This is a genomic window from Pseudarthrobacter sp. alpha12b, assembly GCF_054130495.1.
In genome coordinates this window covers 3,890,776-3,915,235 of sequence record NZ_CP196746.1, presented here as the reverse complement: position 1 = coordinate 3,915,235, position 24,460 = coordinate 3,890,776, and the positions used below count along the sequence as shown (strand labels likewise).

General features: G+C 67.2%; 26 protein-coding genes and 1 tRNA gene. 13 read left to right on the top strand and 14 right to left on the bottom strand.

Annotated elements, in window-relative coordinates; translation table 11 throughout:
- Window positions 1–100: 100 nt before the first annotated feature.
- Window positions 101–1,051: an ANTAR domain-containing response regulator gene (locus tag ACTAQI_RS18090; protein WP_457947695.1), complete on the top strand. Its 951-nt coding sequence runs from the start codon at window positions 101–103 to the stop codon at window positions 1,049–1,051.
- A 45-nt stretch (window positions 1,052–1,096) separates the two neighbouring features.
- On the opposite strand, the gene ACTAQI_RS18085 is transcribed toward ACTAQI_RS18090, so the two are convergent.
- From ACTAQI_RS18085 to ACTAQI_RS18065, 5 genes are all read right to left on the bottom strand, one after another.
- The gene (locus tag ACTAQI_RS18085) at window positions 1,097–1,948 is read right to left on the bottom strand and encodes an anti-sigma factor (RefSeq protein ID WP_457947693.1); all 852 of its coding nucleotides are present in this window, start codon (window positions 1,946–1,948) and stop codon (window positions 1,097–1,099) included.
- Entirely contained in the window at window positions 1,935–2,546 is a 612-nt protein-coding gene (locus tag ACTAQI_RS18080) for an RNA polymerase sigma factor (protein WP_457951104.1), read from the bottom strand. The genes ACTAQI_RS18085 and ACTAQI_RS18080 overlap by 14 nt, the downstream gene beginning before the upstream one ends.
- Window positions 2,547–2,591: 45 nt before the next feature.
- On the bottom strand, window positions 2,592–3,353 hold the full coding sequence (locus tag ACTAQI_RS18075; protein ID WP_457947692.1) for a class F sortase: 762 nt from the start codon (window positions 3,351–3,353) through the stop codon (window positions 2,592–2,594).
- A gap of 112 nt (window positions 3,354–3,465) precedes the next feature.
- Window positions 3,466–4,302, bottom strand: coding sequence for a DUF4397 domain-containing protein (locus ACTAQI_RS18070; RefSeq protein WP_457947691.1), 837 nt, complete (start codon window positions 4,300–4,302; stop codon window positions 3,466–3,468).
- Between the two features lie 151 nt (window positions 4,303–4,453).
- Complete coding sequence (locus tag ACTAQI_RS18065; protein WP_457947689.1) at window positions 4,454–5,473, bottom strand: LacI family DNA-binding transcriptional regulator; 1,020 nt, start codon at window positions 5,471–5,473, stop codon at window positions 4,454–4,456.
- 136 nt (window positions 5,474–5,609) lie between these two features.
- Between ACTAQI_RS18065 and ACTAQI_RS18060 the strand changes: the two genes are divergently transcribed.
- Window positions 5,610–5,951 (top strand): YciI family protein, encoded by a 342-nt coding sequence (locus ACTAQI_RS18060; RefSeq protein ID WP_457947688.1) that lies wholly within the window; start codon window positions 5,610–5,612, stop codon window positions 5,949–5,951.
- Between the two features lie 3 nt (window positions 5,952–5,954).
- Entirely contained in the window at window positions 5,955–6,563 is a 609-nt protein-coding gene (locus ACTAQI_RS18055; protein WP_457947687.1) for a M23 family metallopeptidase, read from the top strand.
- Between the two features lie 101 nt (window positions 6,564–6,664).
- Here ACTAQI_RS18055 and ACTAQI_RS18050 read toward each other — a convergent pair.
- Window positions 6,665–6,737 (bottom strand) — tRNA-Lys (locus tag ACTAQI_RS18050).
- 197 nt (window positions 6,738–6,934) lie between these two features.
- Between ACTAQI_RS18050 and ACTAQI_RS18045 the strand changes: the two genes are divergently transcribed.
- The 4 genes from ACTAQI_RS18045 to ACTAQI_RS18030 all read left to right on the top strand — a co-directional run bounded on the left by ACTAQI_RS18045 (window position 6,935) and on the right by ACTAQI_RS18030 (window position 10,131).
- Window positions 6,935–7,594 carry a hypothetical protein gene (locus ACTAQI_RS18045; RefSeq protein ID WP_457947686.1) on the top strand — a complete coding sequence of 220 codons (660 nt, stop codon included), beginning with the start codon at window positions 6,935–6,937 and terminating at the stop codon, window positions 7,592–7,594.
- 317 nt (window positions 7,595–7,911) lie between these two features.
- On the top strand, window positions 7,912–8,529 hold the full coding sequence (locus ACTAQI_RS18040; RefSeq protein WP_457947684.1) for a DUF47 domain-containing protein: 618 nt from the start codon (window positions 7,912–7,914) through the stop codon (window positions 8,527–8,529).
- Between the two features lies 1 nt (window position 8,530).
- Window positions 8,531–9,541 carry an anion permease gene (locus ACTAQI_RS18035; RefSeq protein WP_457947683.1) on the top strand — a complete coding sequence of 337 codons (1,011 nt, stop codon included), beginning with the start codon at window positions 8,531–8,533 and terminating at the stop codon, window positions 9,539–9,541.
- A gap of 182 nt (window positions 9,542–9,723) precedes the next feature.
- Window positions 9,724–10,131, top strand: coding sequence for a hypothetical protein (locus tag ACTAQI_RS18030; protein WP_457947682.1), 408 nt, complete (start codon window positions 9,724–9,726; stop codon window positions 10,129–10,131).
- A 116-nt stretch (window positions 10,132–10,247) separates the two neighbouring features.
- Here ACTAQI_RS18030 and ACTAQI_RS18025 read toward each other — a convergent pair whose 3' ends face one another.
- The 5 genes from ACTAQI_RS18025 to pstS form a co-directional block, all read right to left on the bottom strand.
- Window positions 10,248–10,673, bottom strand: a complete 426-nt coding sequence (locus ACTAQI_RS18025) for a hypothetical protein (protein WP_457947680.1) — start codon at window positions 10,671–10,673, stop codon at window positions 10,248–10,250.
- Between the two features lie 92 nt (window positions 10,674–10,765).
- Window positions 10,766–11,545: a phosphate ABC transporter ATP-binding protein PstB gene (pstB, locus tag ACTAQI_RS18020; protein ID WP_307309605.1), complete on the bottom strand. Its 780-nt coding sequence runs from the start codon at window positions 11,543–11,545 to the stop codon at window positions 10,766–10,768.
- Between the two features lie 76 nt (window positions 11,546–11,621).
- Window positions 11,622–12,734 carry a phosphate ABC transporter permease PstA gene (pstA, locus tag ACTAQI_RS18015; RefSeq protein ID WP_457947679.1) on the bottom strand — a complete coding sequence of 371 codons (1,113 nt, stop codon included), beginning with the start codon at window positions 12,732–12,734 and terminating at the stop codon, window positions 11,622–11,624.
- On the bottom strand, window positions 12,735–13,667 hold the full coding sequence (pstC, locus tag ACTAQI_RS18010; RefSeq protein ID WP_457947678.1) for a phosphate ABC transporter permease subunit PstC: 933 nt from the start codon (window positions 13,665–13,667) through the stop codon (window positions 12,735–12,737).
- A gap of 103 nt (window positions 13,668–13,770) precedes the next feature.
- Window positions 13,771–14,892 carry a phosphate ABC transporter substrate-binding protein PstS gene (gene pstS, locus ACTAQI_RS18005; RefSeq protein WP_457947676.1) on the bottom strand — a complete coding sequence of 374 codons (1,122 nt, stop codon included), beginning with the start codon at window positions 14,890–14,892 and terminating at the stop codon, window positions 13,771–13,773.
- Between the two features lie 251 nt (window positions 14,893–15,143).
- Here pstS and ACTAQI_RS18000 point away from each other — a divergent pair, with 251 nt between their 5' ends.
- From ACTAQI_RS18000 to ACTAQI_RS17990, 3 genes are all read left to right on the top strand, one after another.
- Window positions 15,144–16,271, top strand: coding sequence for an FUSC family protein (locus ACTAQI_RS18000; protein WP_457947675.1), 1,128 nt, complete (start codon window positions 15,144–15,146; stop codon window positions 16,269–16,271).
- Window positions 16,272–16,345: 74 nt separating this feature from the next.
- Window positions 16,346–17,719, top strand: coding sequence for a DNA repair protein RadA (radA, locus tag ACTAQI_RS17995; RefSeq protein ID WP_457947674.1), 1,374 nt, complete (start codon window positions 16,346–16,348; stop codon window positions 17,717–17,719).
- Between the two features lie 273 nt (window positions 17,720–17,992).
- A complete protein-coding gene (locus ACTAQI_RS17990) occupies window positions 17,993–19,531 on the top strand; it encodes a sensor histidine kinase (RefSeq protein ID WP_457947672.1) in 1,539 nt (512 codons plus the stop codon).
- A 13-nt stretch (window positions 19,532–19,544) separates the two neighbouring features.
- Here the strand turns inward: ACTAQI_RS17990 and ACTAQI_RS17985 are convergent, their stop codons facing one another.
- A complete protein-coding gene (locus ACTAQI_RS17985; protein WP_457947670.1) occupies window positions 19,545–19,784 on the bottom strand; it encodes a hypothetical protein in 240 nt (79 codons plus the stop codon).
- Window positions 19,785–19,909: 125 nt separating this feature from the next.
- Between ACTAQI_RS17985 and ACTAQI_RS17980 the strand changes: the two genes are divergently transcribed.
- Complete coding sequence (locus tag ACTAQI_RS17980; RefSeq protein ID WP_457947669.1) at window positions 19,910–20,398, top strand: NUDIX domain-containing protein; 489 nt, start codon at window positions 19,910–19,912, stop codon at window positions 20,396–20,398.
- A gap of 110 nt (window positions 20,399–20,508) precedes the next feature.
- Here ACTAQI_RS17980 and ACTAQI_RS17975 read toward each other — a convergent pair whose 3' ends face one another.
- Window positions 20,509–21,738, bottom strand: a complete 1,230-nt coding sequence (locus ACTAQI_RS17975) for a beta-ketoacyl-[acyl-carrier-protein] synthase family protein (protein WP_457947667.1) — start codon at window positions 21,736–21,738, stop codon at window positions 20,509–20,511.
- Window positions 21,739–21,744: 6 nt separating this feature from the next.
- Window positions 21,745–23,358, bottom strand: a complete 1,614-nt coding sequence (locus tag ACTAQI_RS17970) for a peptide chain release factor 3 (protein WP_457947666.1) — start codon at window positions 23,356–23,358, stop codon at window positions 21,745–21,747.
- Between the two features lie 196 nt (window positions 23,359–23,554).
- On the opposite strand from ACTAQI_RS17970, the gene ACTAQI_RS17965 reads away from it, so the two are divergent.
- Both ACTAQI_RS17965 and ACTAQI_RS17960 read left to right on the top strand, forming a co-directional pair.
- Window positions 23,555–23,794: a hypothetical protein gene (locus ACTAQI_RS17965; RefSeq protein WP_457947664.1), complete on the top strand. Its 240-nt coding sequence runs from the start codon at window positions 23,555–23,557 to the stop codon at window positions 23,792–23,794.
- 86 nt (window positions 23,795–23,880) lie between these two features.
- Window positions 23,881–24,396, top strand: a complete 516-nt coding sequence (locus ACTAQI_RS17960) for a 2'-5' RNA ligase family protein (protein ID WP_457947663.1) — start codon at window positions 23,881–23,883, stop codon at window positions 24,394–24,396.
- The last annotated feature ends 64 nt before the right edge of the window (window positions 24,397–24,460 follow it).

Sequence of the window (24,460 nt, the reverse complement as noted above, 5' to 3'; positions counted from 1 at the left end):
CTACGCATTCACCGGGGGCTGGACGGCAATTAGGTTTTTCACAGAGACAAGACCTTCAGGCTCTTGGTACTTGGCTCACTAGGGGGGTGTGAGACTGGCAATGCATCATTCACCACATATAGGCCCAGGCTTCCCGGTCCATAGGACCCGGGTAATAGGCGGGGCCGGCGACGAGGAGTCCTTCGAGACCAAGGGCTCTCCCCCAGCCGTCGCCGGCCCTCTTGCCCCTCCGGCCTCCCGGAGGGGCCGCGGACCGCTGCCCGCGGCGAACAGCCACGGGCAAGCAGCACCCCGGAACGCTGCCCTCCTGCTGGATCTGGTCAATGGCGCGCAAACTCTGGCCGACTCCCTGGACCTGCTGGTGGCCGCGTCGGCCGGACACGTGGTCAGGACCGCCGGAATCGACGTCGGCTGCGGCCTGGTGCTGCACCAGCCCAAGCGCGGTCCGGCCATCACCGGCACCACCAACGAGGTAGTCCGCCTGCTTGACTGGGAACGGGAAACGGCCGAGGGCCCGGTGACCGATGTGATGGCCGGCGGCCACCCCGTGGCGGTTCTCCAGAGAAATGGGGACTTCCGCTGGCGGCACTACTCCAGCCAGCTGCAGTCGGCAGGCTACGGCAGCGCCCTTGCGGTCCGGCTCCGCCTGGACACAGACGTTCCTTCCGACGACGGGATCCCCGGCAACAGCGAACCCGCCCAGTCGAGCGCGGCCCTTGCCTTCTTCGCCCAGGACGCAAAGGCCTTTCCGCTCCAGGTCATCGCGGAAGCACGCACCTTCGCGGCGATGGCAACCAAGAGTCTCCAGATGGCCGTCAACCTGCACGCTGCCCGTTCGCTGGCCACCGACCTCCGCTCGGCGCTGGACAGCCGTACGTCCATCAACGTGGCCTGCGGGGTGATCATGGCCCAGAACAGGTGCTCCTACCAGGAGGCGTTCTCCATCCTCGCCAAGGCCTCGAGCCACCGGAACATCAAGGTGCGCAAGGTGGCCGAGGACATCCTGGAACGCCTGCCGGAGGGTGCGCCGAACTCACACTTCGGCCGCTGACCCGCTGCTGGTTCAGCCTGGTTGCCGGGCGGGCCCGGGCGCAGATCAGGATTTGAGGGTGCCCCGGGCAATACTTACGGTGGAGTGGGCGGGGTTGCCGTCCATGGGCTCGTCCGATACATCCACCACCGGGTACTGGGACAGGTCAAGGCCGGCAGGCACCTGGAACGTTCCTGACGTGGAGTTCATGACGCCCAGGCTGACCAGCTTGGAAAGGTCCGGCGCGATCAGCCACACCTCCTGGTAGCCTCTGGCTTCATCCTTGTCCAGGCTGACCTCCAGGCTGCGGGTACCGTCCTTCTCTTCCACCACCTTGGCCGATCCCGCCGCGGAGTGCTGCGGCAGCGGGGCCAGCTGGGTTGCCGCCAGCTCCTGGGGCTGGGGCGGGCGATTGAAGGCCCAGACGGCGCCGAAAACCACCAGGACAGCAGCTGCCGCCGTTGCCAGCCATGTTCCGGGGCGCTGCCACGCACCCCTTGTCCGGGCGCCCCTTGTCTTGCCACCGAGCCGGACAACGTTCGACGGCGGCACGTCCCCGGGCGCGGGCGTGACGGCAGGAGTTGCCGCACCTCCGTCAGCCCCGCCTCCTTCATGCCCGTGTTCCTTTGAAGCGTCTTCTTCAGACCCGGGTTCCGCCGGCACCCCCGCCGCGAGCGGGTCCTCCCGGACGGACTCGCCCAGGACAAGTTCGCGGTGGATTCCCGCCCAGACCTGGGGCCCGGGCACGGAGAGCCGGCTGGTGTCCGGCGTCGTCTTCACCGCTTCCACCGCACGCCGCAGGGCGGCGTAGTCGGCGGCGCACTGGGGGCAGGCCAGAAGGTGCTCCCGGCCGCCCAGGTCATCCCAGTCGTCGTACAGCGCCAGGAGGCTCAACTCTTCCGGATCAAGATGCGGCATGGTCTACCTCCAATCTGCTTTTCAGGTGTGTCAGGCTGCGGCGGATGTGGCTCTTGACGGTACCAAGGGGAAGGTCCAGTTTCCGCGAAATCTGTTCATGCGTCAGGTCCTCGTAGAACGCAAGCTTCATGATGGACCCCTGGGGCTCACCCAGCCTTTCCAGTTCGCCGTCCAGGAGCAGCCGGTCCGCCAGCGTTTCCGCGGCCTCCGTTCCCGCCCCCGCATCCCCGGCCATGCCGGCGCCCGCGGCATAGGCTTTGCGCGCTTCGCGGGCGGACGACTGCTGGGCATCCGCGATGGCATTGCGCGTGATGCCAACAATCCATGCCGGGAGACGGGCCACCTGCGGGTTGAAGGTGTTCCGGGAGCGCCATACCCGGATGAAGACCTCCTGGGTCACGTCGTCCGCCGCCGCGCGGTCCGCCAGGGACCGGAGGGCCAGCGTATGCACCAGCGGCGCGAACTCGCGGTAGGCCGCCGCCAGCGCATGCTCATCGCCGGACAGGAAAGTGTCGGTGAGCCCGTCATCCCATCCAGGGGACGCGCGGCCGGGGAGCGTCACGGGCGGCTCCCTCCCGGCTTCGGCGACGAGATACATGGCTGGCCACCGGCTGTGCAGGAACTGGTTCATGCGGGGACCGGTTCAGGCAGGGACTGCGGTGACAATCACATTGTCGCTGTAGTCCATCCGCTCGTCCAGCCATTTGCCGCCGCAGGTGACCAGCTTGAGTTCATGGGGCCCTGACCGCCTGAAGAGGGATGCGCCGTCGAACCTGTCCTTGGCCATCAACTCCACGCCCACCACCCTGTAGCTGAGCGCGGGGGCGCCGTCCCTTCCCACGCGGATGATAGTTCCCGCCGGGAGCGATTTCAGGGCGGAGAAGGGCGCGCGGTCCGAGGTGGTGTCGACATGTCCGGCGATGACGGCGGTGCCTTGGGCCGCCCCGGGGGCGGGGCCGAACCTGTACCAGGCGGCACGGTCGAACACGTCCGGGATCTCCATCGCTCCTCCGGTGGATACTCCCCCGAGCACCACCGGCATGTCGATGGCCGTGCCGGTCACGGTGAGCGAAGTGGGGGCCGGGGCTGGAGCATTCGCCGGCAGGGTGGCTGGCCGAAGCGGGATCGCCCCCGGCTGCGCACTGCCAGTGCTGGAAGGGGCAGGGCCGGAAGCGTCAGGGCCGGAAGGGGCCGCCGCGCCTGGGGCAGCTGCCTGCGGCAGCGGGGAATCCGGCGGAGCCGTCGAACTGGCTGCAACCGCAGGGGGCGGTGCCTGCCCGGAATTGGACGGGGCGGCGGAACCGCAGCCGGAGAGAACCAGCACCCCAGCCACTAGCGCTGCTGCCGCACCCCTTGAGGCAGGCCGACGGCGGTACCAGCCTTGCGGCGTCGTGCGTGCGTTCATGACTGGCCTCCTTCCAAAGAACACATCGGTTGGGGAACAAAGGGGCCGGCGCAGGGGCCCGTCCGCGGGTGTGCGGCCGGGCCCCTGCGCTGATGGTCCTACAGCCGGGCGGCTACAGTTCAGGCCGCCGGGCACGCACGGCGCGGCTTACGCCCACCGCCCCGGCCAGCAGGGCCAGGGCTGCCAGGCCGAACCCGGCGGTGGCAACTGCGGGGCCCGCTCCGCCGGTATTTGCGGAACCGTCAAGGGCGCCGGGCACTGAGGCCGGAGCGGTGTGCAGGCCCTCGATGGTCTGAACGGCCAGCTTCAGGTTCTGGTCCGCCAGGCTGCCCCAGGCGTAGACAATGGTGTGCGTCCCCTCGGCCACCGTGACGTCCGCCGGGCCGATCACGGGGGTGGTGGTGCCGGCGGCGGCAACTGCGGCCGGGACCGTGCCGGGATCGAGGGTCAGGGTTTGTTCGTTCGGGTTGGCCAGGTTGGTGACGACGGCGGTGCCGCCGGCCAGGACATCGACGGCGGGTGCGGCGGCGGCATGCCGGACGGTTAGTTTGCCCTTGCCGGCCTCGATCTGGGAGACGTCATTGGTGAACAGGCTTGCCGTGGGCTTTCCGTCTGCGCCGAGGTGGGCGGCTGCTGTGTAGTTTCCATTGGCGGCCAGGTTAACGCTGACCGGTCCAATGGCGGGGGCGGACGCGTCGGCTGCGTCGGCTGCCGTGATGGCAATTTCGTAGGTGCCCGCAGGAAGGGCCAATGGACCGGCGAGGGTACCCGGGGTGAAATCGTCCAGCGTCCGGTCGCCGTTGACCCAAACGTCCACTGTCAGTCCGGGAACGCCGTGCAGCACTGAGAGCTGGGCGTCTCCTTCTGCTGCGTTGGCGGGGCCGGCCAGAGCGATTGCGGCTGCAATGGCTGCCGCGCCGGCACCTGCGGTGAAGATTGTGTTGCGCATGTCCATCTCCTTGAACGGCCCGGCTGCCGGGCGTTTTTTGCTGACACTCCTACTACCGGCGCAGCCCCGGATTTGGATGCAGATTCATGGAGATTTTTTAGATTTCTTCCGTCGCCGTTCGCCCCGCCCTTCCCGGGCGGTTCCTGGGCTTCTAAGCGGAGGCCGGCGCTGCGGTGCTGGCGCGGAGAACCAGCACCGGCGGGACAACGGTGGAACTCACAGCGGCCCCGGACTCGATTTCTTCAAGCATCATGTCCACGCAGCGGCGCCCCAACTCCTCGAAGTCCTGGCGTACGGTCGTCAGCGGCGGCGTAAAGTACCCAGCTTCCGGCTGGTCGTCGAAGCCCACCACGGAGACGTCGTCGGGCACCCTGACGCCCGCCTCGGTGAACGCGCGCAGGACGCCCAACGCCATTTGGTCGTTCCCCACAAAGATGGCCGTTGCCGTGAGTCCGGACGCCAGCCCGCGGCCGATTGCGTAACCGCTCCCCGCGCTCCAGTCCCCTTCCACCAGGAGCGAATCGTCCAGCCCAGCCTCGCGGAGCGCCGCACGCCAGCCCGCCGCGCGCTCCGCGCCGTCCGTCCAGTCGGGAGGGCCTGCGATATGCCCGATCCGCCGGTGGCCTTCCTTGATGAGATGTTCGACGGCGAGCCTGGCGCCCGCGCGCTGGTCCACCATTGCCCCGCTGACGGAGGCGCTGCCGGCGGACCCCACGGCCACCACGGGCACCGGAAGGTTCATTTGTTCCAGCACGGCGAGAGTGTCTGAGTGCGGCACCAGCACGGCGATTCCGTCCACTGCCTGGTCCATGAAATGGCCCACCGCGTTGGAGATGGAGTCCCGGCTGACTTCCCGCAAGGCCGCGATGCTGACAAAGTAGCCGGCGTTGCGGGCTGCATGTTCAACCCCCAGCAGCGTGTTGGCCGGGCCGTACTGGGAGAGCTCGCTCGCCAGCACGCCGATGGTCTGCGAGCGCCGCGTGACCAGGCTCCGGGCCGCGGTGTTGCGGCGGTACCCCAGTTCCGCGATGGCTGCCTCCACTTTTTCCCGGGTCGCCTTGCTGACGTTGGGGTGGTTGTTGACCACGCGGGAGACGGTCTGGTGGGAGACACCGGCAACCTTGGCCACGTCTTCCAGGCGCGGCATCCGGCCCTTGCTGGTTTTTGCCATGTGCCTATTGTGCCTGTTGCCGCCGCTGCGGTTCCTTTGTGTTGGGGTTGGCTGATTCTGGCTGGCTCCTTGCGCGGCGGGGGTCCGATGGGAAGGATGAGGGTGATCCCCCGTTTGCAAAGAAGGAGCCGGCGGAATGACCAAATACCTGATCTCGTTTCCCAGCGGTGTCATGGACATCCCCGACGGCGGCCTGCAGGAAGTAGCGGACGCGGCGCACGCGGTGGTCCAGGAGGCGAAGGACGCCGGCGTCTGGGTTTTCGGCGGCGGTATCGACGAGAGCATCCCACCGGTCATGGTGGACGGCAGCGGAACCGTCACGGCGGGCACCTACCCCCAGACGGCGCAGATCGAAGGCGGCTACACCGTGCTGGAACTGCCTACCTACAATGCTGCGCTGCACTGGGCAGCGAAGATCGCCACGGCCTGCCGCTGCGCGCAAGAAGTGCGCGCTTTCGCGTACGACCCCGCCAGCTGAACGGTGCCTCCGGTCGACCTGGCCTATCCCTTCACGGGACCCTGGCTGGTACAGAACTCTCCCGCGGACCGGGTCCCCAGCCACGGCACCCGGCTCTTTGCCACGGACTGTGCCATCGACTTCACGCCGGTGGACGGCAACGGGCGGTCTGGGCGGATAACCCTTGCATCGCTGTTCCGGCCCGAGCCACCGGAAGTGTTCATGGGGTTTGGCCGGGCTGTGACGGCGCCGGTTTCCGGGGTGGTGTGCGCCGCCCATGATGGGGAGCCGGACCACGCCGCTTTCCGCGGTTTCCCCTCACTTGCCTATGCCGCAACCCAGGCAGGGCGCGTGCGGGAGGGGTGGCCGGGCCTGGCGGGCAACCACGTGATCATCGAACACAGCGGGGTGTTCATCGCCCTGTGCCACCTCAAGCGCGGGAGCGTCTGCGTCCAGCCGGGTCAGCCGGTTGGGCGCGGCCAGCTGGTGGGCCGGTGCGGCAACTCCGGCAACAGCACGGAACCCCACCTGCACGTGCAGGCGATGGACTCGGCAGATCCCGGGCAGGCGTCCGCGCTTCCCATCTCGTTCCCGGGCGGACTGCCGCGGAACGGGACTGTGGTGCGCGGGTGAAGTCACGGCATTCCGCCTGAAAGGCTTTGATTCCCCAACGGGATGGTTTGCCTGGCCAGCGTCCGCCTGCACTTGCGGCGGACGCCCGCGGTCTCGATGGGTGGGCCCTGTGGGGCTCGAACCCACGACCCACGGATTAAAAGTCCGATGCTCTACCAACTGAGCTAAAGGCCCCTGCCGCCCGGTCAAGCACGCTGTGCTGCCCGTACGGCCCAATCCATTTCTGGACGTTAATACTCTAACCCATGGTTCCGGCGACTTCGCACACGTCCCGTGCGCCGTCGTCGGACGCTGTCAGGCTCCTTCCGCGGGCAGCGGACAAGCCCCGCAGACGCTCGATTTACAGCGTGGCACAGGAGTAGCGTGGGGGCATGAGCGAGCAAGCAGGAACCAGCCCCTACGGCGGAAGCAACCGGCATCACAAGCCCAAGCCCTTCGCTCCGATGGACTTTGAGCCCTTCGCCGGCGGCGCCGATCCCGCCCGCGTGTCGGAGGCCGCCCACCTCGCCGCGCAGGCCCTGGTCCGGCATGGCCGCGACAGCGACGATCCCGTCATCACCAAACGCCTGGTAAAGCTCGCCGACGAACAGGGCCTGGACGCCATCGCCGAGATGTGGGCAGAGAGCCCCGCCCGCTCCCTTCCCGGCGCGCTGTGGCGGCTCTACGCACTGCGGGCGGCCACCGTCCAGGACCCCGAACGCATCTCCGTCTACTTCCGCGCGGGCAGGGACACCGCCCAGGTCTCCAACGTGGTGGCCGGGGCAGCCGAACCGCCGGGCGCTGATGAAATGCGCACCATGGCGGATGCCATCCTTTCCGGCGCGTTCGACGGCGATTTCGACGTCGCGCTGGAGCGCTCGGCCGCCTTCTGCCGTGTGGTGGCGCTCGGCCAGGCCACCCTGGCCGACGGCGCCGAGCATGCCAACGAGGCGCACGCCAGCAAGCTGACCCGCAACTCCCACCAGCTGGTGAAGACCGCCGAGGACCTCGAACACGCCGCCAATGCGTGGCGGCTGGGCGAACTGGACTGAGTGTCCTTTTACGCCGGCGGACCCGGACTTTCCGGGACGAACCAAGGCCCCGCTGTCAAGATTGACTTGGGCCGGGTGAAGTAGAAGACTGAAACCGGTGCCGAGCCGCGAAACCCCCGGGCTTCAACAATTAGCCGCCTAGAGCGGCCTACCGCCGAGAGGCGTATCCGGTTCGGCACCATTTTTCTGCCCTCCTCCAGGTGGCCGATTCAGAGGGTGCTGTTACGGGCCGGTAGAGTTAGCGGCAGTTGCGCGCCCAGGTCAAGTCACACAGCAGCAACCCCCGCCTTGATAAGTCCCCGGAGACCGGTAAACACGTGAAACTGCGCCTTTTTCCCCAGGAGCCCGCAGGGCTGAACCTCCTCTCACAGATGGCACAACAGATCGTGCTGGCCAGCGCCACCCTGGCCGAGATCCTTGGCGTACCGGCGGACGAGCACGGCAAACTCGTGGAGGACATGCACAACATCGAGGCCAAGTCCGCCGAACTGCATTTCGCGCTGCTGACCCACATGCGCACCAGCTTTGTAAACCCGCTCCCCCGCGAGGACATGTACGCCCTGTCCCGGTACCTCAACGAGGCCATGGAAAAGATGGACGCCGCGGCAGAGCTGGTGGCCCTCTACCGGCTGGACCGTTTGCCCAAGCGCGCCGCGGACCAGTTGGAGATCATCAGCCGGCAGGCCGAGCTGACGGTCAACGCCATGCGCAGGCTCAATGACCTCGATGACCTCGAGGATTACTGGATCGAGATCCTGCGCCTGGCCAAGCGGGCAGAGCGGACCCACCGGGTCTGGGTGGCGGACATGATCGCGGACATGAAATGGGCGCAGTATTCCCGGAACCGTGACATCGCCAACCAACTCGTGGAGGTCACCAAGGACATGCGTCGGGTGGCCACCCAGGTAGGCAGCATCATCGTCAAGGAATCCTGACGTGGCGGCAGTCATCTTCACTGCGGTGGTGCTGCTGGCCGCCGCTTTTGCCTTCCTGAACGGCTTCCGCGATGCCTCCACCTCGGTGGCCCTCGCGGTGCGGAACCGGGCCCTCACCCCCAGTGTGGGCGTGCTCCTCGCCGCGTTCTTCAACTTCGTCGGCGCCCTCCTGAGCGCCCTGCTCGCCGTCGCCGTCAGCCGGACCTGGATCAATCTTCCGGCGGGCATTGACGGCCTGACCATCCTGGTGGCGGGCCTGGCCAGTGCCTGCGCGTGGGGCCTGCTGATGTGGTGGCGCGGCATCCCCGCCTCCTCCACCCACGCCCTCGTGGGCGGGCTTGCCGGGGCAGGCCTCGCAAGCCTGGCAATCGGCGGGCCCGGGGTTGCCGGGGTGGACCAGTCGCTGCTGTTCCAGGTGGTGCTGCCCCTGGTGCTGTCCCCGCTCGTTGCCTACAGCGGTTCCTTCCTCCTGGTGTATCCGGCAACGTGGGTGGCCCGCTACACCCAGCCCAATGTCGTGAACCAGCGCTTCCGCCGGGGCCAGGCCGTTGCCGCCGGGGCGGTGGCGTTTGGCCACGGCCTGCAGGACGGGCAACGCGTCAGCGCGGTGCTGCTTCTGGCCCTTCTTGCGGCAGGCTATTCCGACGGCGGGATCCCCACCTGGGTGGCGGCGCTCTCCGCGGTGATGATGACTGCCGGGACGCTCTTTGGGGGATGGCGGATCTCGCACACCATCGGCTACAAAATCACCAGAATCGACCCCCTGCGGGGTTCCGTGGCCCAGACGTTCAGCGCGCTGATGCTCTTTGTGGGCGCCATCGGGCTCCACTGGCCGCTCTCCACTACCCACACCGTCACGGCCGGCGCCCTGGGCGCCGGGGAAAACCAGCATTTTTCGGTTACCAACCGGAAGCTGGTCATCCGGATCCTGTGGCTCTGGGCACTGACCCCCCTGGCCACCTGCGCGCTGGCATTCGTGCTCGCGCTGGCCCTCTCCCCCATTTCCGCTTAGGCGGGGAGCATCGGAGCACGGCGCTCCCCTGTACAGGGCATTCGCCGTGACGTAGATTCGGAAGTGCGCCCCCGGTCAATGGTGCCGGGGACCGGCGTCCGCGCCTGGTGCAGGGCTGCGGACGAGGCGCCGCTGCAGCCACCCGGCGGCTTGGATGCACAACGCGGAAAAGAGCAGGCGTCATGTCTCCCTCGTATTCCCGGCGCCCCCTGCCACAGCCCCGGCAGCCCCAGTGCGAGGCCTGCGGAACCGAGCACCAGCTGACCATTCATGCCATCACGGCCATCGGCGCTGCCGGCGGGGACCTGGTCACGGTCTCCTACACGTGCAACGACTGCGACCTGTTCCAGGAACACACCGCCTATGCCACCGACGTCGCGGCTGCACTGAACCAGGTCCGGTGGATGGCCAAGGTGATCCTCTTCGGGGACGACTACATCCACTGCGGCTTTCCCATGGAGGAGGCGGAGTTCGAGGTTGAGCAGCTCTGCTACCGCAGCAGCAGGACAGGCAGCGGGCTCAACGCCGTATCCCTGCCCACCCGGGTCCTGCGTTGCCACTGCGGTTTCCAGCTCGAAGTCCCGGAGTAACCACGCCGCGCTTTCCGTGTGCCGTCCTGCGCAGCTACAGACCGGCGCGGTGTGCCTGGGCAGTCCGTGTGCACCGGGCGCAGCCGTCACTGCGCGCAGGCGAACCTCAGGGTCTGCTAGAGCTGGAGGGCGGCAGGACTGCCGGCGGCGGCCACCAGGACGGCGGCGAGCTCGCCTTGCGTCAAGTTTGCCGCGGTGCAGAGTTCATCGTTCGCCACTCCGGCTGCGGAGGCTTTACGGACCGCCTGCCGCAGGGACTCCTGGGCGGTGTCCAGTTCCCACTGCATGCTTTCAAGGCGCGAGCTGGTGCGCCACACCTCGGCCAGGACATCCTCTTCCTCGACGCCTTCCTCAACACCGGCTGCAGCCAGGGCGAGGTGCGGTTCAAGCTCCGGCGCCAGGGGACCGGCTGCCAAGGGTCCGGCCAGGCCTGCCGCAGCGGCGAAAGCCTGCGCCGGTTCCACGGCGTCCTGCACTGCATCCGTCCCAGGTACGGAAACAGTAAGCGGGGTGCCCAGGGGGTTACCGGCCGTCTGCGTCATGGCAAAACTCCTTAAGCGGGCTTACTACTAGTTTTAAAAGTATCTCGATTAGCGTACTTGTCGCCGCTGTAGTTCGCCAACGGGAACAGGACTTACCCGAACCGTCCAGACACGTAGTCTTCGGTGGCCTTCTGCACGGGATTGCTGAAGATGGTGTGGGTATCGCCGTACTCGATCAGTTTGCCCGGCTTGCCGGTGCCCGCGATGTTGAAGAACGCGGTCTTGTCGGAAACGCGCGCGGCCTGCTGCATGTTGTGGGTCACGATCACCACGGTGTACTGGTCCTTGAGCTCATTGATGAGGTCCTCGATGGCCAGCGTGGAGATGGGATCCAGGGCGGAGCAGGGCTCGTCCATGAGGATCACCTGGGGTTCCACGGCGATGGCGCGGGCAATGCAGAGGCGCTGCTGCTGGCCGCCGGACAGGCCGGAACCGGGCTTCGCCAGCCGGTCCTTGACCTCGTTCCACAGGTTGGCGCCCTTGAGCGAGCGCTCCACCAGGACATCGGCCTCACCCTTGGAGATCTTCTTGTTGTTCAGCTTGACGCCGGCCAGCACATTGTCCCGGATGGACATGGTGGGGAACGGGTTGGGGCGCTGGAAGACCATGCCGATCTGCGAGCGCACAGTTACGGGGTCCACGCCGGGGCCGTACAGGTTGTCGCCGTCCAGCAGGACTTCACCCTCAACGCGGGCGCCGGGGATGACCTCGTGCATGCGGTTCAGGGTGCGGAGGAAGGTGGACTTTCCGCAGCCTGACGGGCCAATGAACGCGGTGACGGACTTGGCCTCGATGTTGATGCTGACGTCCTCCACGGCGAGGAAATCGCCGTAGTACACGTTCAGGTCCTTGACGTCGATGCGCTTAGACATGGTGTTCCTTCACTGACTGGGTATGGGTTGAAGTCTAGGATCCGCCGCGGGACGGCGGAAGGTGCAGCCGGATTGGCTACCGGCCGGCTTTGGGAGCGAAGATCTTGGCGATCAGGCGCGCCACCAGGTTCAGGACCATCACCAGGATGATCAGCACCAGGGCGGCACCCCAGGCCCGCTGCGAGGACGGGTCCGGGTTGGAAGGCGAGGTGGGGTTGAGGATCTGGGTGTAGATGAAGGTGGGCAGCGAGGCCATCCAGCCGCCGAACACGTTGGAGTTGATGCTGGTGGCAAAGCCGGCGGTGACCAGGATGGGCGCCGTCTCGCCGATGACCCGGGCGATCGCCAGGGTGACGCCTGATGCAATGCCGGAAATCGCCGTCGGAATGACCACCTTGAGGATGGTCCGCCACTTGCGCACGCCCAGGGCATAGGCCGCCTCACGGAGTTCGTTGGGGACGATCTTGAGCATTTCCTCGCTGGAGCGGACCACCACCGGGATCATCAGCACCGAAAGCGCGACGGCGGCCACGGCACCGGTCTTGGTTCCCGGGCCCACCACCGCGAAGAAGAACGCGGCGGCGAACAGGCCGGCCACGATGGAGGGGATGCCGGTCATGACGTCCACGAAGAACGTGATGGCCTTGGCCAGGCGTCCGTCGTTGCCGTACTCCACCAGGTAGATGGCCGTGAGCAGCCCCACGGGAACGGAGATGACAGTGGCCAGCAGCGTGATCTGCACCGTGCCGAGGAGGGCATGGTAGATGCCGCCCAGCACCGGGCCGCCGCTTTCCACAGCCTTGTTGTCGAAGGCGCCCGTGACGCCGTTCATGGAGGTGGTGAGGAACCCGGGGTCGATGAGCCCCGGGATGCCGTTCACCAGCACCGTCCAGATCACCGAAACCAGGGGCAGGAGGGCTACCAGGAACGAGCCCACCACCAGGCAGGTGGCCAGCTTGTCCCTGGCCCTGCGGGAGCCTTCCACGGCAGCGCTCCAGGAAACCAGGCCGATTGCGAACAGAATCGCAGAGACCACTCCCCAGCCGAACGGGTTGAAACCAATCAGGGCAAGGATGGCGGCCCCGACGATCAGGGCTGCAGCCAGCACGGCATAGGGCGCGTACTTGGGCAGCTGGCCCTTGGTCAGCGCCGACCGCTTGCTGCGCACGGGGGTAAGCGTGGAGGTCATTTAGTTGGCTCCCGAGAATTCCTTGTGCCGGGTAATGACCCAGCGGGCGATCATGTTCACGGCCAGGGTGATGATGAACAGCACCAGGCCGGCGGCGATCAGGGTGCTGACCTTGAGGCCGCTGGCTTCGGGGAAGTTCAGGGCAATCTCGGCGGCGATAGTCTGGTTGCCGGACTGGATCAGGCTGGCGGTCAGGGCACCGGAGGAGAGCACCAGGGCCACGGCCATGGTCTCGCCGAGCGCGCGGCCCAGGCCCAGCATGATGGCGCTGATGATGCCGGGGCGGGCGAAGGGCAGCACGGCCATCTTGATCATCTCCCAGCGCGTGGCACCCAGCGCCAGGGCAGCTTCCTCATGCAGCTTGGGGGTCTGCAGGAAGATCTCACGGGACAGCGAGGTGATGATCGGCAGGACCATGACCGCCAGGACGATGCCCGCGGTGAGGATGGTCTTGCCGGTGGTGGAAGCGGGGCCCTCGAAGATGGGGAGCCAGCCCATGTTTGCCGCGAGCCAGCCATAAGCCGGCGAGATCTCCTTGGCCAGGAAGGCTGCGCCCCAGGCGCCGTAGACCACGGAGGGGATCGCTGCGAGCAGGTCCACGACGTAGCCGAGTCCGGAGGCCAGGCGCCGCGGCGCGAAGTGCGAGATGAACAGCGCCACGCCGATGGCGATGGGGGTGGCGATCACCAGCGCAATGACGGCGGCGATCAGCGTACCGATCACGATGGGCCAGATGTAGGCGAAGAAGCCCTGGCCGCCCTGGATCTTGTCCGCAGGCGCGGTCAGCGCGGGAATTGCCTGGACTACCAGGAAGAGTGCGACGCCGAAGAGGACGGCGAGGATCAGGCACCCGGCTGCCAGCGTGGCGCCGGAAAAGACTTTGTCCCCGGCGCGCCCGGCGCCCTGGGTACTGGTCAGGGAGGTGGCGGTCATTCGACGGCCCTTCGATTCGTTGCTGGATTAAGGAGGCGGGGTGCAAAGCCAAGTTCCCCGCACTGCCGTCCGGCAGGCGGGGAACCCGGTTTTGCAGCGTTGGCTAGGACTTGACCTTGATCGAGTCGATGGCCTTGGCAGCCTTTGCTGCGAGGTCCGAGGACAGCGGGGCGGACTTGGCCGACTCAGCTGCAGCCTTCTGGCCCTCTGCGGAAACCACGTAGTGCTCGAAGGCCTTGACCAGGTCGACGGTCTCCTGCTTGTCGTAGGTGGTGCACAGGACGTGGAAGGACACCAGCACGATCGGGTAAGCCCCGGCGATGGTGGTCTTGCGGTCCAGCTTGATGGAGAGGTCGTTCGCGGCGCGGCCGTCAACGGGCTTGCCGGCGTCCACGGCCTTGGCAGCAGCATCGGCGGAGATCTTGGTGAAGGAATCGCCCACCTTGATCTGCGCAACGCCGAGCTTGCCGCTGACAGCGGAGTCATCAGCGTAGGTCACGGCACCGGGGGTGTCCGTAACGGTCTTGACCACACCGGAAGTTCCCTTGGCATTTTCGCCCTGGAGGCTGGCGGGCCAAACACCGGCGGCCTTGTCGGTCCAGACATCAGAGGCTGCGGCGGCCAGATAGTCGGTGAAGTTCTGCGTGGTGCCCGAGTCGTCGGAGCGGTTCACCGGGGTGACCTTCAGGTCAGGCAGGGAAACGCCGGCGTTCAGGGCGGCGATGGCGGGGTCGTTCCACTTGGCGATCTGGCCGCGGAAGATCTTGGCCACGGTGGTGGCGTCGAGCTTCAGGTCAGCGACACCGGGAACGTTGAAGGCCACGGCGATCGGGGAGATGTAGACCGGGACGTTGATGGCACCGTCGGGTCCGCAAACTGACTTGGAGGAGGCGTACTCGTCATCCTTCAGGTAGGCATCCGAGCCGGCGAACTGGGCCGAGCCGTCGAGGATTGCCTTGCGGCCGGCGCCTGAGCCGTCCGGGGAGTACTGAACGCTGGCACCGGAGTTGGCGGAAGCGAAGTTGGTCTTCCAGGCGTCCATGGCGGCGCCCTGGGCGGAGGAGCCGATGCCGGTCAGCGTGCCGGTGACCTTGGTGCCGCCGGCGGACTGGGTACCGGCAGGAGCGGTGCCCGTGGCGTTGTCTGAACCGCAGGCGGTGAGCGCGAGTGCGCCGGCTGCGATAACAGCGATAGCCGCGTGGCGGCCGAAGCGGAGTGCCTTCACTAGATGTACCCCTTCCAGGGTTATTCAGGTGCGGGACAGGGACGGAGAACCCTGCTGCGCGATGCGTACGTTTTGTACCTTCAAGAAAGTTAAGGGCCGCAGGTAACGGGATGGGCTGTCCAAAGTGAACGGAGGATTAACGACGGCGGGATATTGGCTGACAAATGCCGGGTCACCATTGCGCAGATCACATGCACGGTCGTAGTGCAGCCGCGACGGGTAGTGGATCGGCACTGAATAGACTTGAGCCCATGGCCATCCCAGCAGGACTCTCAGCATCCAGGCGGTTCCTGCGCAGCCGGGTCCGGACCGGACTGATCCGCAGCCGCAACTCGTTCGTCCCCGCCATCCAGATGACCGTGTGCGCCGTGGGCGCTTACGCGTTCGCCGAGTACGTCCTGGGCCACTCCGGCCCCCTGTTCGCAGCCACCTCGTCGCTGATCGCCCTCGGGTTCTCCCGGGAGCCACGGCTGCGGCGCGTGATGGAGGTGGGCCTGGGCTGCACCATCGGCATCGCCGTCGGTGACCTGCTCCTGCACTGGCTGGGCGGCGACATCTGGGTGGCCGCCGTCGTGCTCCTCTTCTCCATCCTGCTGGCCCGCTTCCTGGACAGCGGAAGTATCTTCACCACCCAGCTGGCGCTTCAATCGCTGCTGGTGGTCTTGCTGCCGGCACCGTCCGGGGGCCCGTTCACCCGGAGTATCGATGCCGTGGTGGGCGGCATGTGTGCCCTGCTGGTGACCATCCTGGTGCCAAAGGACCCCCGCCAGGAGCCGCGCCGGGATGTGCAGAAACTGCTGCATGAACTGGCGGAGGTACTGCGTGAATGTGCCGGGGCGCTGGCCAACAGTGACTCCACCCAGGCCTGGCATGCGCTGATCCGCGGCCGGAACTGCCAGCCGCTGGTGGATGCCATGCGCCAGTCCCTCCGCGCGTCCGGCGAGGTGGCCACGTTGGCGCCCGCCTACCGGCGGCACCGTGATGAACTGGACCGGCTGAAGCAGTCGCTGGATTTCATCGACCTTGCCCTGAGGAACAGCCGCGTGTTTGCGCGGCGGTTGACCAGCGCCATTAACCACACGGCGCTGTCGGACGAGGCGACGGACAGCATCGCGGGGGTGCTGCAGGAGACAGCTGCCGCCATCGATGAGCTTTCCCTGGGCCTTGCGGAGACGCACGAAGGCGTCCGCCGCGCCCACCTGCGCACTGCCCGGCGGGACCTCAGCGAGATCGCCCTTCGCCTGCATCCCAAGCTGCTGGAGGTGACGCGGCTGGAGGGCGAAACCGTTGTCATGCTGTTCCGGCCGCTGATGGTGGACCTGCTGGAAGCCACCGGCATGGATGCGGCCGAGGCCAGGGACGTGCTGCCCGCGCTGTAGCTGCGGACGGGCCGACGGCCCTGCCGGGGGCTTACGGAGAAGCAATGTCGGTGCCCGCCACTAGGGTTGAACGCATGGCAACAAAGACTTCCCGGGCGTCCAAGGCGCCCGCGTACAAATGCGCCGAGTGCGGCTGGACCACCGCCAAGTGGGTGGGCCGCTGCGGCGAGTGCCAGGCATGGGGCACGGTGGAGGAAACGGGTGCGGCCGTGGCGCGTACGACGGCGGCCACAACGGTGCTGGAGCCCGCACGCCGGATTGCCGACGTCGACGCCACCACGGCGGCTTTCCTGCCCACCGGCGTGGACGAGCTGGACCGGGTGCTCGGCGGCGGCCTGGTTCCGGGCGCCGTCATCCTGCTCGCCGGCGAGCCCGGCGTCGGTAAATCCACGCTGCTGCTGGACGTGGCTGCCAAGTTCGCCCGGACTGCCCAGGACGTCCTGTATGTGACCGGCGAAGAATCCGCCGCCCAGGTGAAGCTGCGCGCGGAGCGGATCGACGCCGTCGCCGAGTCCCTGTACCTGTCCGCGGAGACGGACCTGGGGCAGGCCCTGGGCCAGGTGGAAAAGATCGAACCGCGGCTGCTGATCGTGGACTCCGTGCAGACCCTCAGCAGCGCCGATGTTGATGGCAGCGCCGGCGGCGTGTCCCAGGTCCGGGAGGTGGCGGCATCCATCATTGCCGCGGCCAAGCGGCGGAACATGACCACCCTGTTGGTGGGGCACGTCACCAAGGACGGCTCTATCGCCGGGCCCCGGCTGCTGGAACACCTGGTGGACGTGGTGTGCCAGTTCGAGGGCGAGCGGCACTCCCGGCTGCGGCTGCTCCGGGCCGTGAAGAACCGGTACGGGCCCACCGACGATGTAGGCTGCTTTGACCTCAATGAAAACGGTATCGAGGGACTGGCCGATCCCAGTGGGCTGTTCGTCAGCCGCACCAAGGATCCGGTGTCCGGGACCTGCATCACCGTCACTATGGAGGGTCGCCGTCCCCTGCTGGCCGAGGTGCAGTCGCTGCTCGCCGAAAGCCCCAACTCGCAGCCGCGCCGGGCCACCAGCGGCCTGGACAGTTCGCGCGTGTCCATGCTGTTGGCCGTGCTGCAGCAGCGCGCCGGGACCCTGCTGCACAAGGACGATTCCTACGTTGCCACCGTGGGCGGGGTGAAACTCAGCGAACCCGCAACGGACCTTGCCGTGGCCCTTGCCGTGGCCTCGGCCAAGGCCCGCAAGCCCCTGCCCATCCGGCTGATTGCCTTCGGAGAAGTGGGCCTGGCCGGCGAGGTCCGGCCCGTGCCGGGCATCAACCAGCGCATCCAGGAAGCACACCGGCTGGGATTCACCCACGCTGTGGTTCCCGCCAGCCACACCGGGCCCGGGCCCGTGCCCGCGGGATTCTCGGTGCGTGAAGTGGAGCACCTCACGGAGGCACTCAGCCTGTTGATTGGCTAGCAGCCGGCGTTTGCCCCTGGCCGGGGGCGTTCGGCCCTGTCCGGCGCCCGGGCTCCCGGCGGGTACTCTGGGTGCAGAACCTTCTCGCATACGGAGGTTTTTGATTTCTGTGCTGGGGGAAGCTTGGTAATCCAGGAACAGCAGGGCGCCGCAGACGCTGCAAAGCACGCACGCAGGGGGCCCACGCAACCTGTTGTGTCGGACCGTCTTGACGGTTTATTCGGGGCACTCGGTCCGCGGAAGCGCATAGCGGCGTGCCAACTGCCCGTCACCTTGACCATTGCGCTCGTGGTCCTCGCCGCGGCAATTTTCAGTCCGGAGACGCTGGCCAACAGCTTCTTTCTCGCGGCGCTGCTGTTCCATCTGGCAATCGCCGCCGCGTGCGTGGCCGTTCCGTGGGCCAGGCTTCCGGCAGGAGCATTCGCCGTGATCCCGCTCCTGGACTGCCTTGCCATCGGCTTCACCCGCGAGGCCGGAGGCCCGGCCTTCAACGTACTGAGCATGATGCTGGTATTTCCTGTCGTCTGGCTCTCGGCGCAGGTCCGGCCGTACATGCCGGCCCTGGCCATTGCAGGGACGGTCCTCAGCGCGGTGGCGCCATCCCTTGTCCAGGGGGCACCGCTTACGGGGGGATCCATGATCCGGACCCTCATCCTTCCCCTGGTCATGTCCGTCATCGCGGTGACCGCCCACGTGGTGGCCACCACCATCCGCCGGCATCGCGTCAAACTTGTCGAAAACGAACAGGACCGGGCCCGTACCCTGGGTGAAAGCGTGCGCCGGCGGGCCCTGCTTGACGCAGTGCTGAAGGCCGTTGGGGTGGGCGTCTGGGTGGTGGACACGCGGGGCCACACGGTGCTGGCAAACAGGGCGATGCGCACGGACGCCGCCCTCGGCGGCGTGATGGACCCTGCCGGAGGATCGGGCACGTTGATGCTGGCGGACCGCTGTACACCGGTACCGTCAGGCCTGCTTCCCGCGGCCCGGGCCGCAGCCGGGGACGCCTTCACGGACGAGTTGTATTGGGCCGGCCCCGCAGAACGCCAGCGCGCCTACTCCGTGAGTTCGCATGCTTTCCCTCCTGCCGGCGGCCAGGAAGGTGGTGCCGTCATCACCTTTGTGGACGTCACCACCCTGGTCAGTGCGCTGGCGGCCAAGGACGATTTTGTTGCCACTGTCTCGCACGAGCTGCGGACACCGCTCACGTCCATCCTGGGCTACCTGGAACTGGTCCTGGACGAACCCGGCCATGAGGACATCCGGGAGGAGCTCCTGGTGGTGCGCCGGAACGCGGAACACCTGCTGAGCCTGGTCAATGACCTGATCGCTGTGGCATCCGAGCGGATGGACCTGGCGCTGGAGGAAACGGACCTGGCCCGGCTGCTGGCGCTGGAGGTGGATGCCGCACTGCCCAAGGCCGCCGGCAACGGGCTGCAGCTGGTACTTGATGTAGAGCAGCCGCTGCCGGCGAGGGTGGATCCGGAACGAATCAGCCAGGTGGTCCGGAACCTGCTTTCGAACGCCATCAAGTACTCCCCCAGCGGCGGCTTAATCACTGCCGGGGCCGTCAGGACCGATGCGGGCCTGGTGTGTTCCGTCACCGATACGGGCGTGGGGATGACGGCGGAAGAGCAGGAACAGGCATTCACCAAGTTCTTCCGTTCGGCGCGGTCGCGGGAAACGGCCATCCCGGGTGCGGGCCTGGGGTTGCCCGTCAGCAAGACCATCGTTGAGGGCCACGGTGGATCCATCAGCCTGGACAGTGAGCCCGGCGTGGGCACCACTGCAACCTTCATCCTGCCGGGACTCTGACAGCTCCGGGCAGTCAGGAGGCGGCGCCGGCCAGCCAGCTGGAAACGTCGCTGCGCAGCACCAGCAGCGGGCCGCCGGTGGCGCTCACATTGCCGTTGGCCACGTAGTACCCGCGGCCCGCCCCTGTTCCACCTGCTGCACGGTCCAGGGCATCCACCAGGTGCCGCGGCAGGTGTCCCTGCGGGCCCAGGCTGCGGAGCTCATCCACTTCTTCCGGCGTGAGCCGTCCCAAAACTTCAGCAATGTTGGCCATGAGTGGTCCCGTCCCTTTCGACCAGAGTGCCTGGCAGAGTGCCTGAAGGAATAACCTAAAGCAGCGCCGTGAACTCCACGTTAACGGCGAACGGCAACTGCACTTCCTGACGATCTGGAGATTCAATGCCCATTCGAAGCGCAGGCATCCTGCTGTACCGGCAGGACCCGGCCACCCCCGCCGGCGCCCGGGATGGACTGCAGGTGTGGATCGCCCACATGGGCGGCCCGTTCTGGGCCCGCAAGGACATGCACGCCTGGTCCATTCCGAAAGGCGAATATGCCGCCGGCGAAGACGCGCTGGCCGCCGCGCTTCGGGAATTCGCAGAGGAGATGGGGACTGCTGCCCCGGAGGCTGAATACCGGCTGCTTGGCGAGTTCCGGCAATCCTCGGGAAAGCTCATCACCGCCTACGCGGCGCAGGCTGAGTTCGCCCCGGAGGTGATTAGCAGCAACACTTTTCCGCTGGAATGGCCCAAGGGGTCCGGCAGGATGCAGCAGTATCCCGAAATTGACGACGCCCGCTGGTTCCCGGAGCAGGAGGCCCGGCTCAAACTCGTGAAGGGCCAGCTGCCCATCCTCGATGCGCTGGTTGAGGACCTGGCGGCCAGCTAGACCACCCGCTTAAACGCGCTGCTGCATCCGGATCGCCGAAAAGGTGCGGAAACGCCGGACCGACCGATCCGGCGTTCCCCGCACCGTTCCGGCGTTTTCGGCGTTTGCAGCTAACCGGCGGTGAGCACCAAAGCGACGCTGTGGCCGCCGAATCCGAAGGCATTCACCAGCCCTGCCGGGGCGTAGTCGGGTGCCAGCTGGTGGGTGTTGGCGGTGATGACGTTCAGGTCCACTTCCGGGTCCAGCGCCTCCACGTTCAGCGTTCCCGGCAGCTTGCCGGTGCGCAGGGCTTCGAGGACCACGACGGCGGCCAGCGCACCGGCGCCACCCAGCAGGTGGCCGGTGTGGCCTTTCGTGGACGTGACGGGGACGTCGGCGCCGAAGACGGCGTTGATCGCCTGGCCCTCCAGCCTGTCGCCCACAGGGGTGGACGTGGCGTGGGCATGGACGAAGCCGATCTCCGCCGGAGCCATCCCGGCCGATTCCAGCGCTTTCTGCATGACGCGACGCTGCATCGCAGGATCCGCCGCCACGATGTCGTTGGCATCGGACGTCACCGCTCCCCCGGCCACGGCCCCAAGGATGGCGGCGCCGCGGGCACGTGCGTGCTCCTCGCTCTCCAGCACCACAACTCCGGCGCCTTCAGCCAGCACAAAGCCGTCCCGGCCGCCGTCGAACGGGCGCGAGGCCCGCTGCGGGTCATCCGGACGGGTGGACAGGGCACGGATCTGGGAGAAGCCGCTGATCACCAGGTCGTTCACGGAAGCGTCAACACCGCCGGCAATTACGACGTCGGCAGCACCGGAGCGGATCATCTCGGCGGCCTGGACAATCGCCTCAGCCCCGGAGGCGCAGGCGCTGACAGGCGTCCGGGCGCCGCCGCGGGCACCAAGGTCCATGGACACCCACGCGGCCGGGCCGTTGACCATGAGCCGGGTCAGGGTGTGCGGGGACACCTTGCGGGGACCTGACTGTCCCAGCACCCGGTCCTGCTCGATGGTGGAACCGAGCCCGCCATACGCGGACCCGATCACCACGGCGAACCGTTCCGGGTCCACTTCCGGGGCGCCGGCCTGCACCCACGCCTCCCGTGCCGCAATCAGGGCGAACTGGCCGCACCGGTCCATCCGCTTCATCTCGCGGGTACTGAGGTGGTCCGAAAGGTCTGCCGTGACCTGACCGGCGATCCTGACCGGCAGCTGCTCTGCCCAGTCCTGCTCCAGCGCCGCAATCCCGGAGCGCCCGTCAAGCAGGGCCTCCCAGGTTTCCCTGACCGTGGAACCCAGGGGGTTGATGGTGCCGGCACCGGTGACCAGTGCGCGGGGTTGGATTGCAGCCATGATGCCCTACTTTGCGGGGTTGTGCGTGCCGATGGGCACGAGCGTCAGGTCGGGGTGGTTCTTCTCGATCCGCCGGAGCGCCCAGACGTCGTTGAACAAGGCGAGGTATTCGCCGTCGGACCGCAACAGCACCTCAGCGCCAGGGACGTTTGCCAGCGCGGGCATGGCATCCGCCGTCGAAATCCTGGCCAGCGAGTACGGCAGGCGTTCCAGGCGCATGGGTGCGCTGAAGTCGTGCGCCATGCGGTCCTCCACCACCTCGAACTGCATGGGCCCGACGGCGGCAAGCACCGGCGCCTGGTCGCCGCGGACGTCGGAGCGGAGCACCTGGATAACGCCCTCGTGCTCGAGCTGCTCGATGCCGCGGCGGAACTGCTTGAACTTGCTGGGGTCCTTGGACCGGGCCACCTGGAAGTGCTCGGGGGCGAACAGCGGGATGGCCGGGTACTCCACCGGGTCCTCCATGAACAGGCTGTCACCCACACGCAGGGTGGACGCGTTGACCAGGCCCACCACGTCCCCGGGGTACGCCTCGTCGATGACTTCGCGTTCGCGCCCAAACACCTGCTGTGCGTACTTGGTGGCGAAGGACTTGCCGGTGCGGGTCTGGGTGACCACCATGCCGCGCTCAAAGACACCGGAGCAGACGCGGATGAAGGCTACGTGGTCGCGGTGGGCCTTGTTCATGCCGGCCTGCACCTTGAAGACGAAGCCGGAAAACGGAGACTCAACCGGGCGGGCGGTGCCGTCCACATCGGGGCGCGGGGACGCCGGCGGGGCAAAGTCCACCAGGGCGTCGAGCAGTTCCTTGACGCCGAAGTTGAGAGCGGCGGAGCTGAACAGGATGGGGGTGGCCTTGCCGGCGTGGAAGGCGTCGACATCGAACTCAAGGTTGGACTCGATCACCAGCCCTGCCTCGTCCACGGCGTCAGACCAATTGCTGCCCTGGCTCTCGGCGGCCTCTTCCGGCGTGAAGTATTCGGTGATGGCGATCTGGGCGCCGGCGTTGTTGCGCTGGAACCGGGCGAAGCGGTCGTTGCGGAGGTCCCAGACGCCACGGAAGTCCCCGGAGATGCCAACGGCCCAGGTCAGCGGCATGGGCTGCAGGCCGGTGCGTTCGGTGATCTCGTCCATCAGCGCCAAGGCGTCCAGGCCGGGGCGGTCCCACTTGTTGATGACGGTGATGATGGGCAGGTTGCGCTGCTTGCACACCTCGAAGAGCTTCATGGTCTGGGTTTCCAGGCCTTTGGCGGCGTCCACCAGCATCACGGCACAGTCCACGGCGGCAAGCACGCGGTAGGTGTCCTCGGAGAAGTCGGCGTGGCCGGGGGTGTCCAGGAGGTTGATGACCGTGTCGCGGTAGGAAAACTGCAGGGCTGCGGAGCTGATGGAGATGCCACGGTCCTTCTCCATCTGCATCCAGTCGGAGACCGTTTCCTTCCGGTTGGCCTTGCCGCTGGAGGCGCCCGCAGTGCCGATCACCTTGGCGTGCAGGGCCAGTGCCTCGGTGAGCGTGGACTTGCCGGCGTCCGGGTGGGAGATGACGGCAAAGGTCCTGCGGCGGCCCGCCTCCTTGTGAATCTCGGAGATCCGGGCGGGGGTCAGGACATCTTGGGACACGGTGCTACTTTCGCTGCGGTTGTGGCTGCCCAGGGGCCTTTCGGGTTCTGCGCTGCGACTCGAGGGCGGGGAATGAGATTGGCAAACAGCCAAAGTACAAGTTTATCGCAGGGCCGCAAACGGGCACCGGTTCCGCTTAACGCAGGCGAAACCGGACGTTCAAAGCCGCGAAATGCGGGGCAGTTAGCTTTGGCGCATGATGCACGGCGCCACCTTCTCCGGCAACCTCTTCTTCGATCCGTTGGCCACCAACCTGGCAATGAATGTAGGCGCAGGCCTTGGCACGCCCACCCAAGCGCCGGCGTCGGCCCTTCCTTCCGGCTCGCAGCGTAAGCGGTGCGTCCAGACGGCAGCCGAGCACAAGGCGCTCCGGGCCGCGTCCCTTTCGAAGGTGAGCAGGGACTTGGAGCGGATGCTCAAGGAGCGCAGGCGCTGAGGTTTCCCTGCGAAGGCGCTGGACTATCCCGGCAAACACCGCGCCACGTGGCGGTACGGGGCAGCGGGTAAAGGCATGATGTGCTTATGCGCAGCATCGAACTGGTCTTTGATGACCCCACCGACGCCCTCCTCAGGGACGACTGGGCGCGGCTCGAGGCCGCCGGCCTCCCGAGCCTCGCTGCGCACACCTCCCCCAGCAACAGCCCGCACATCACGCTGGCCGCAGGAGCCGACCTGCAGGACGGCCGGGAAGGGCCGCTCCAGGAAGGGGTTTGGCAGGCGTTGCCCATGGACATCGCGTTTTCCGGTGCCATCGTATTTCCCGCCGGCACCGGCAAGTATGTACTTGCCCGGGCGGTCCTGCTGACCGCTCCCCTGCTGGACCTGCACCGGCACCTGCACCAAGGTCTGTCGGGCGCGTTGCCGCTGACCCTGCCGGGGTCCTGGACGCCGCACGTCACCATCTCCCGCCGCATCCCCGGTCCTCAGCTCGGGGCAGCCATGGACCTGCTGGACCTGCGCGTCGAGGGCAGTTGTACAGCCGCACGGCTCTGGGACAGCAGCACCAAAACGGTCACGCCCCTGGGTAAGCCCGCTTAGTGCCGACGGCGGGAACCGTGGCGCGAAAGGAGCGAAAGTGCCTGCCGGGCACGGCATCCAAACG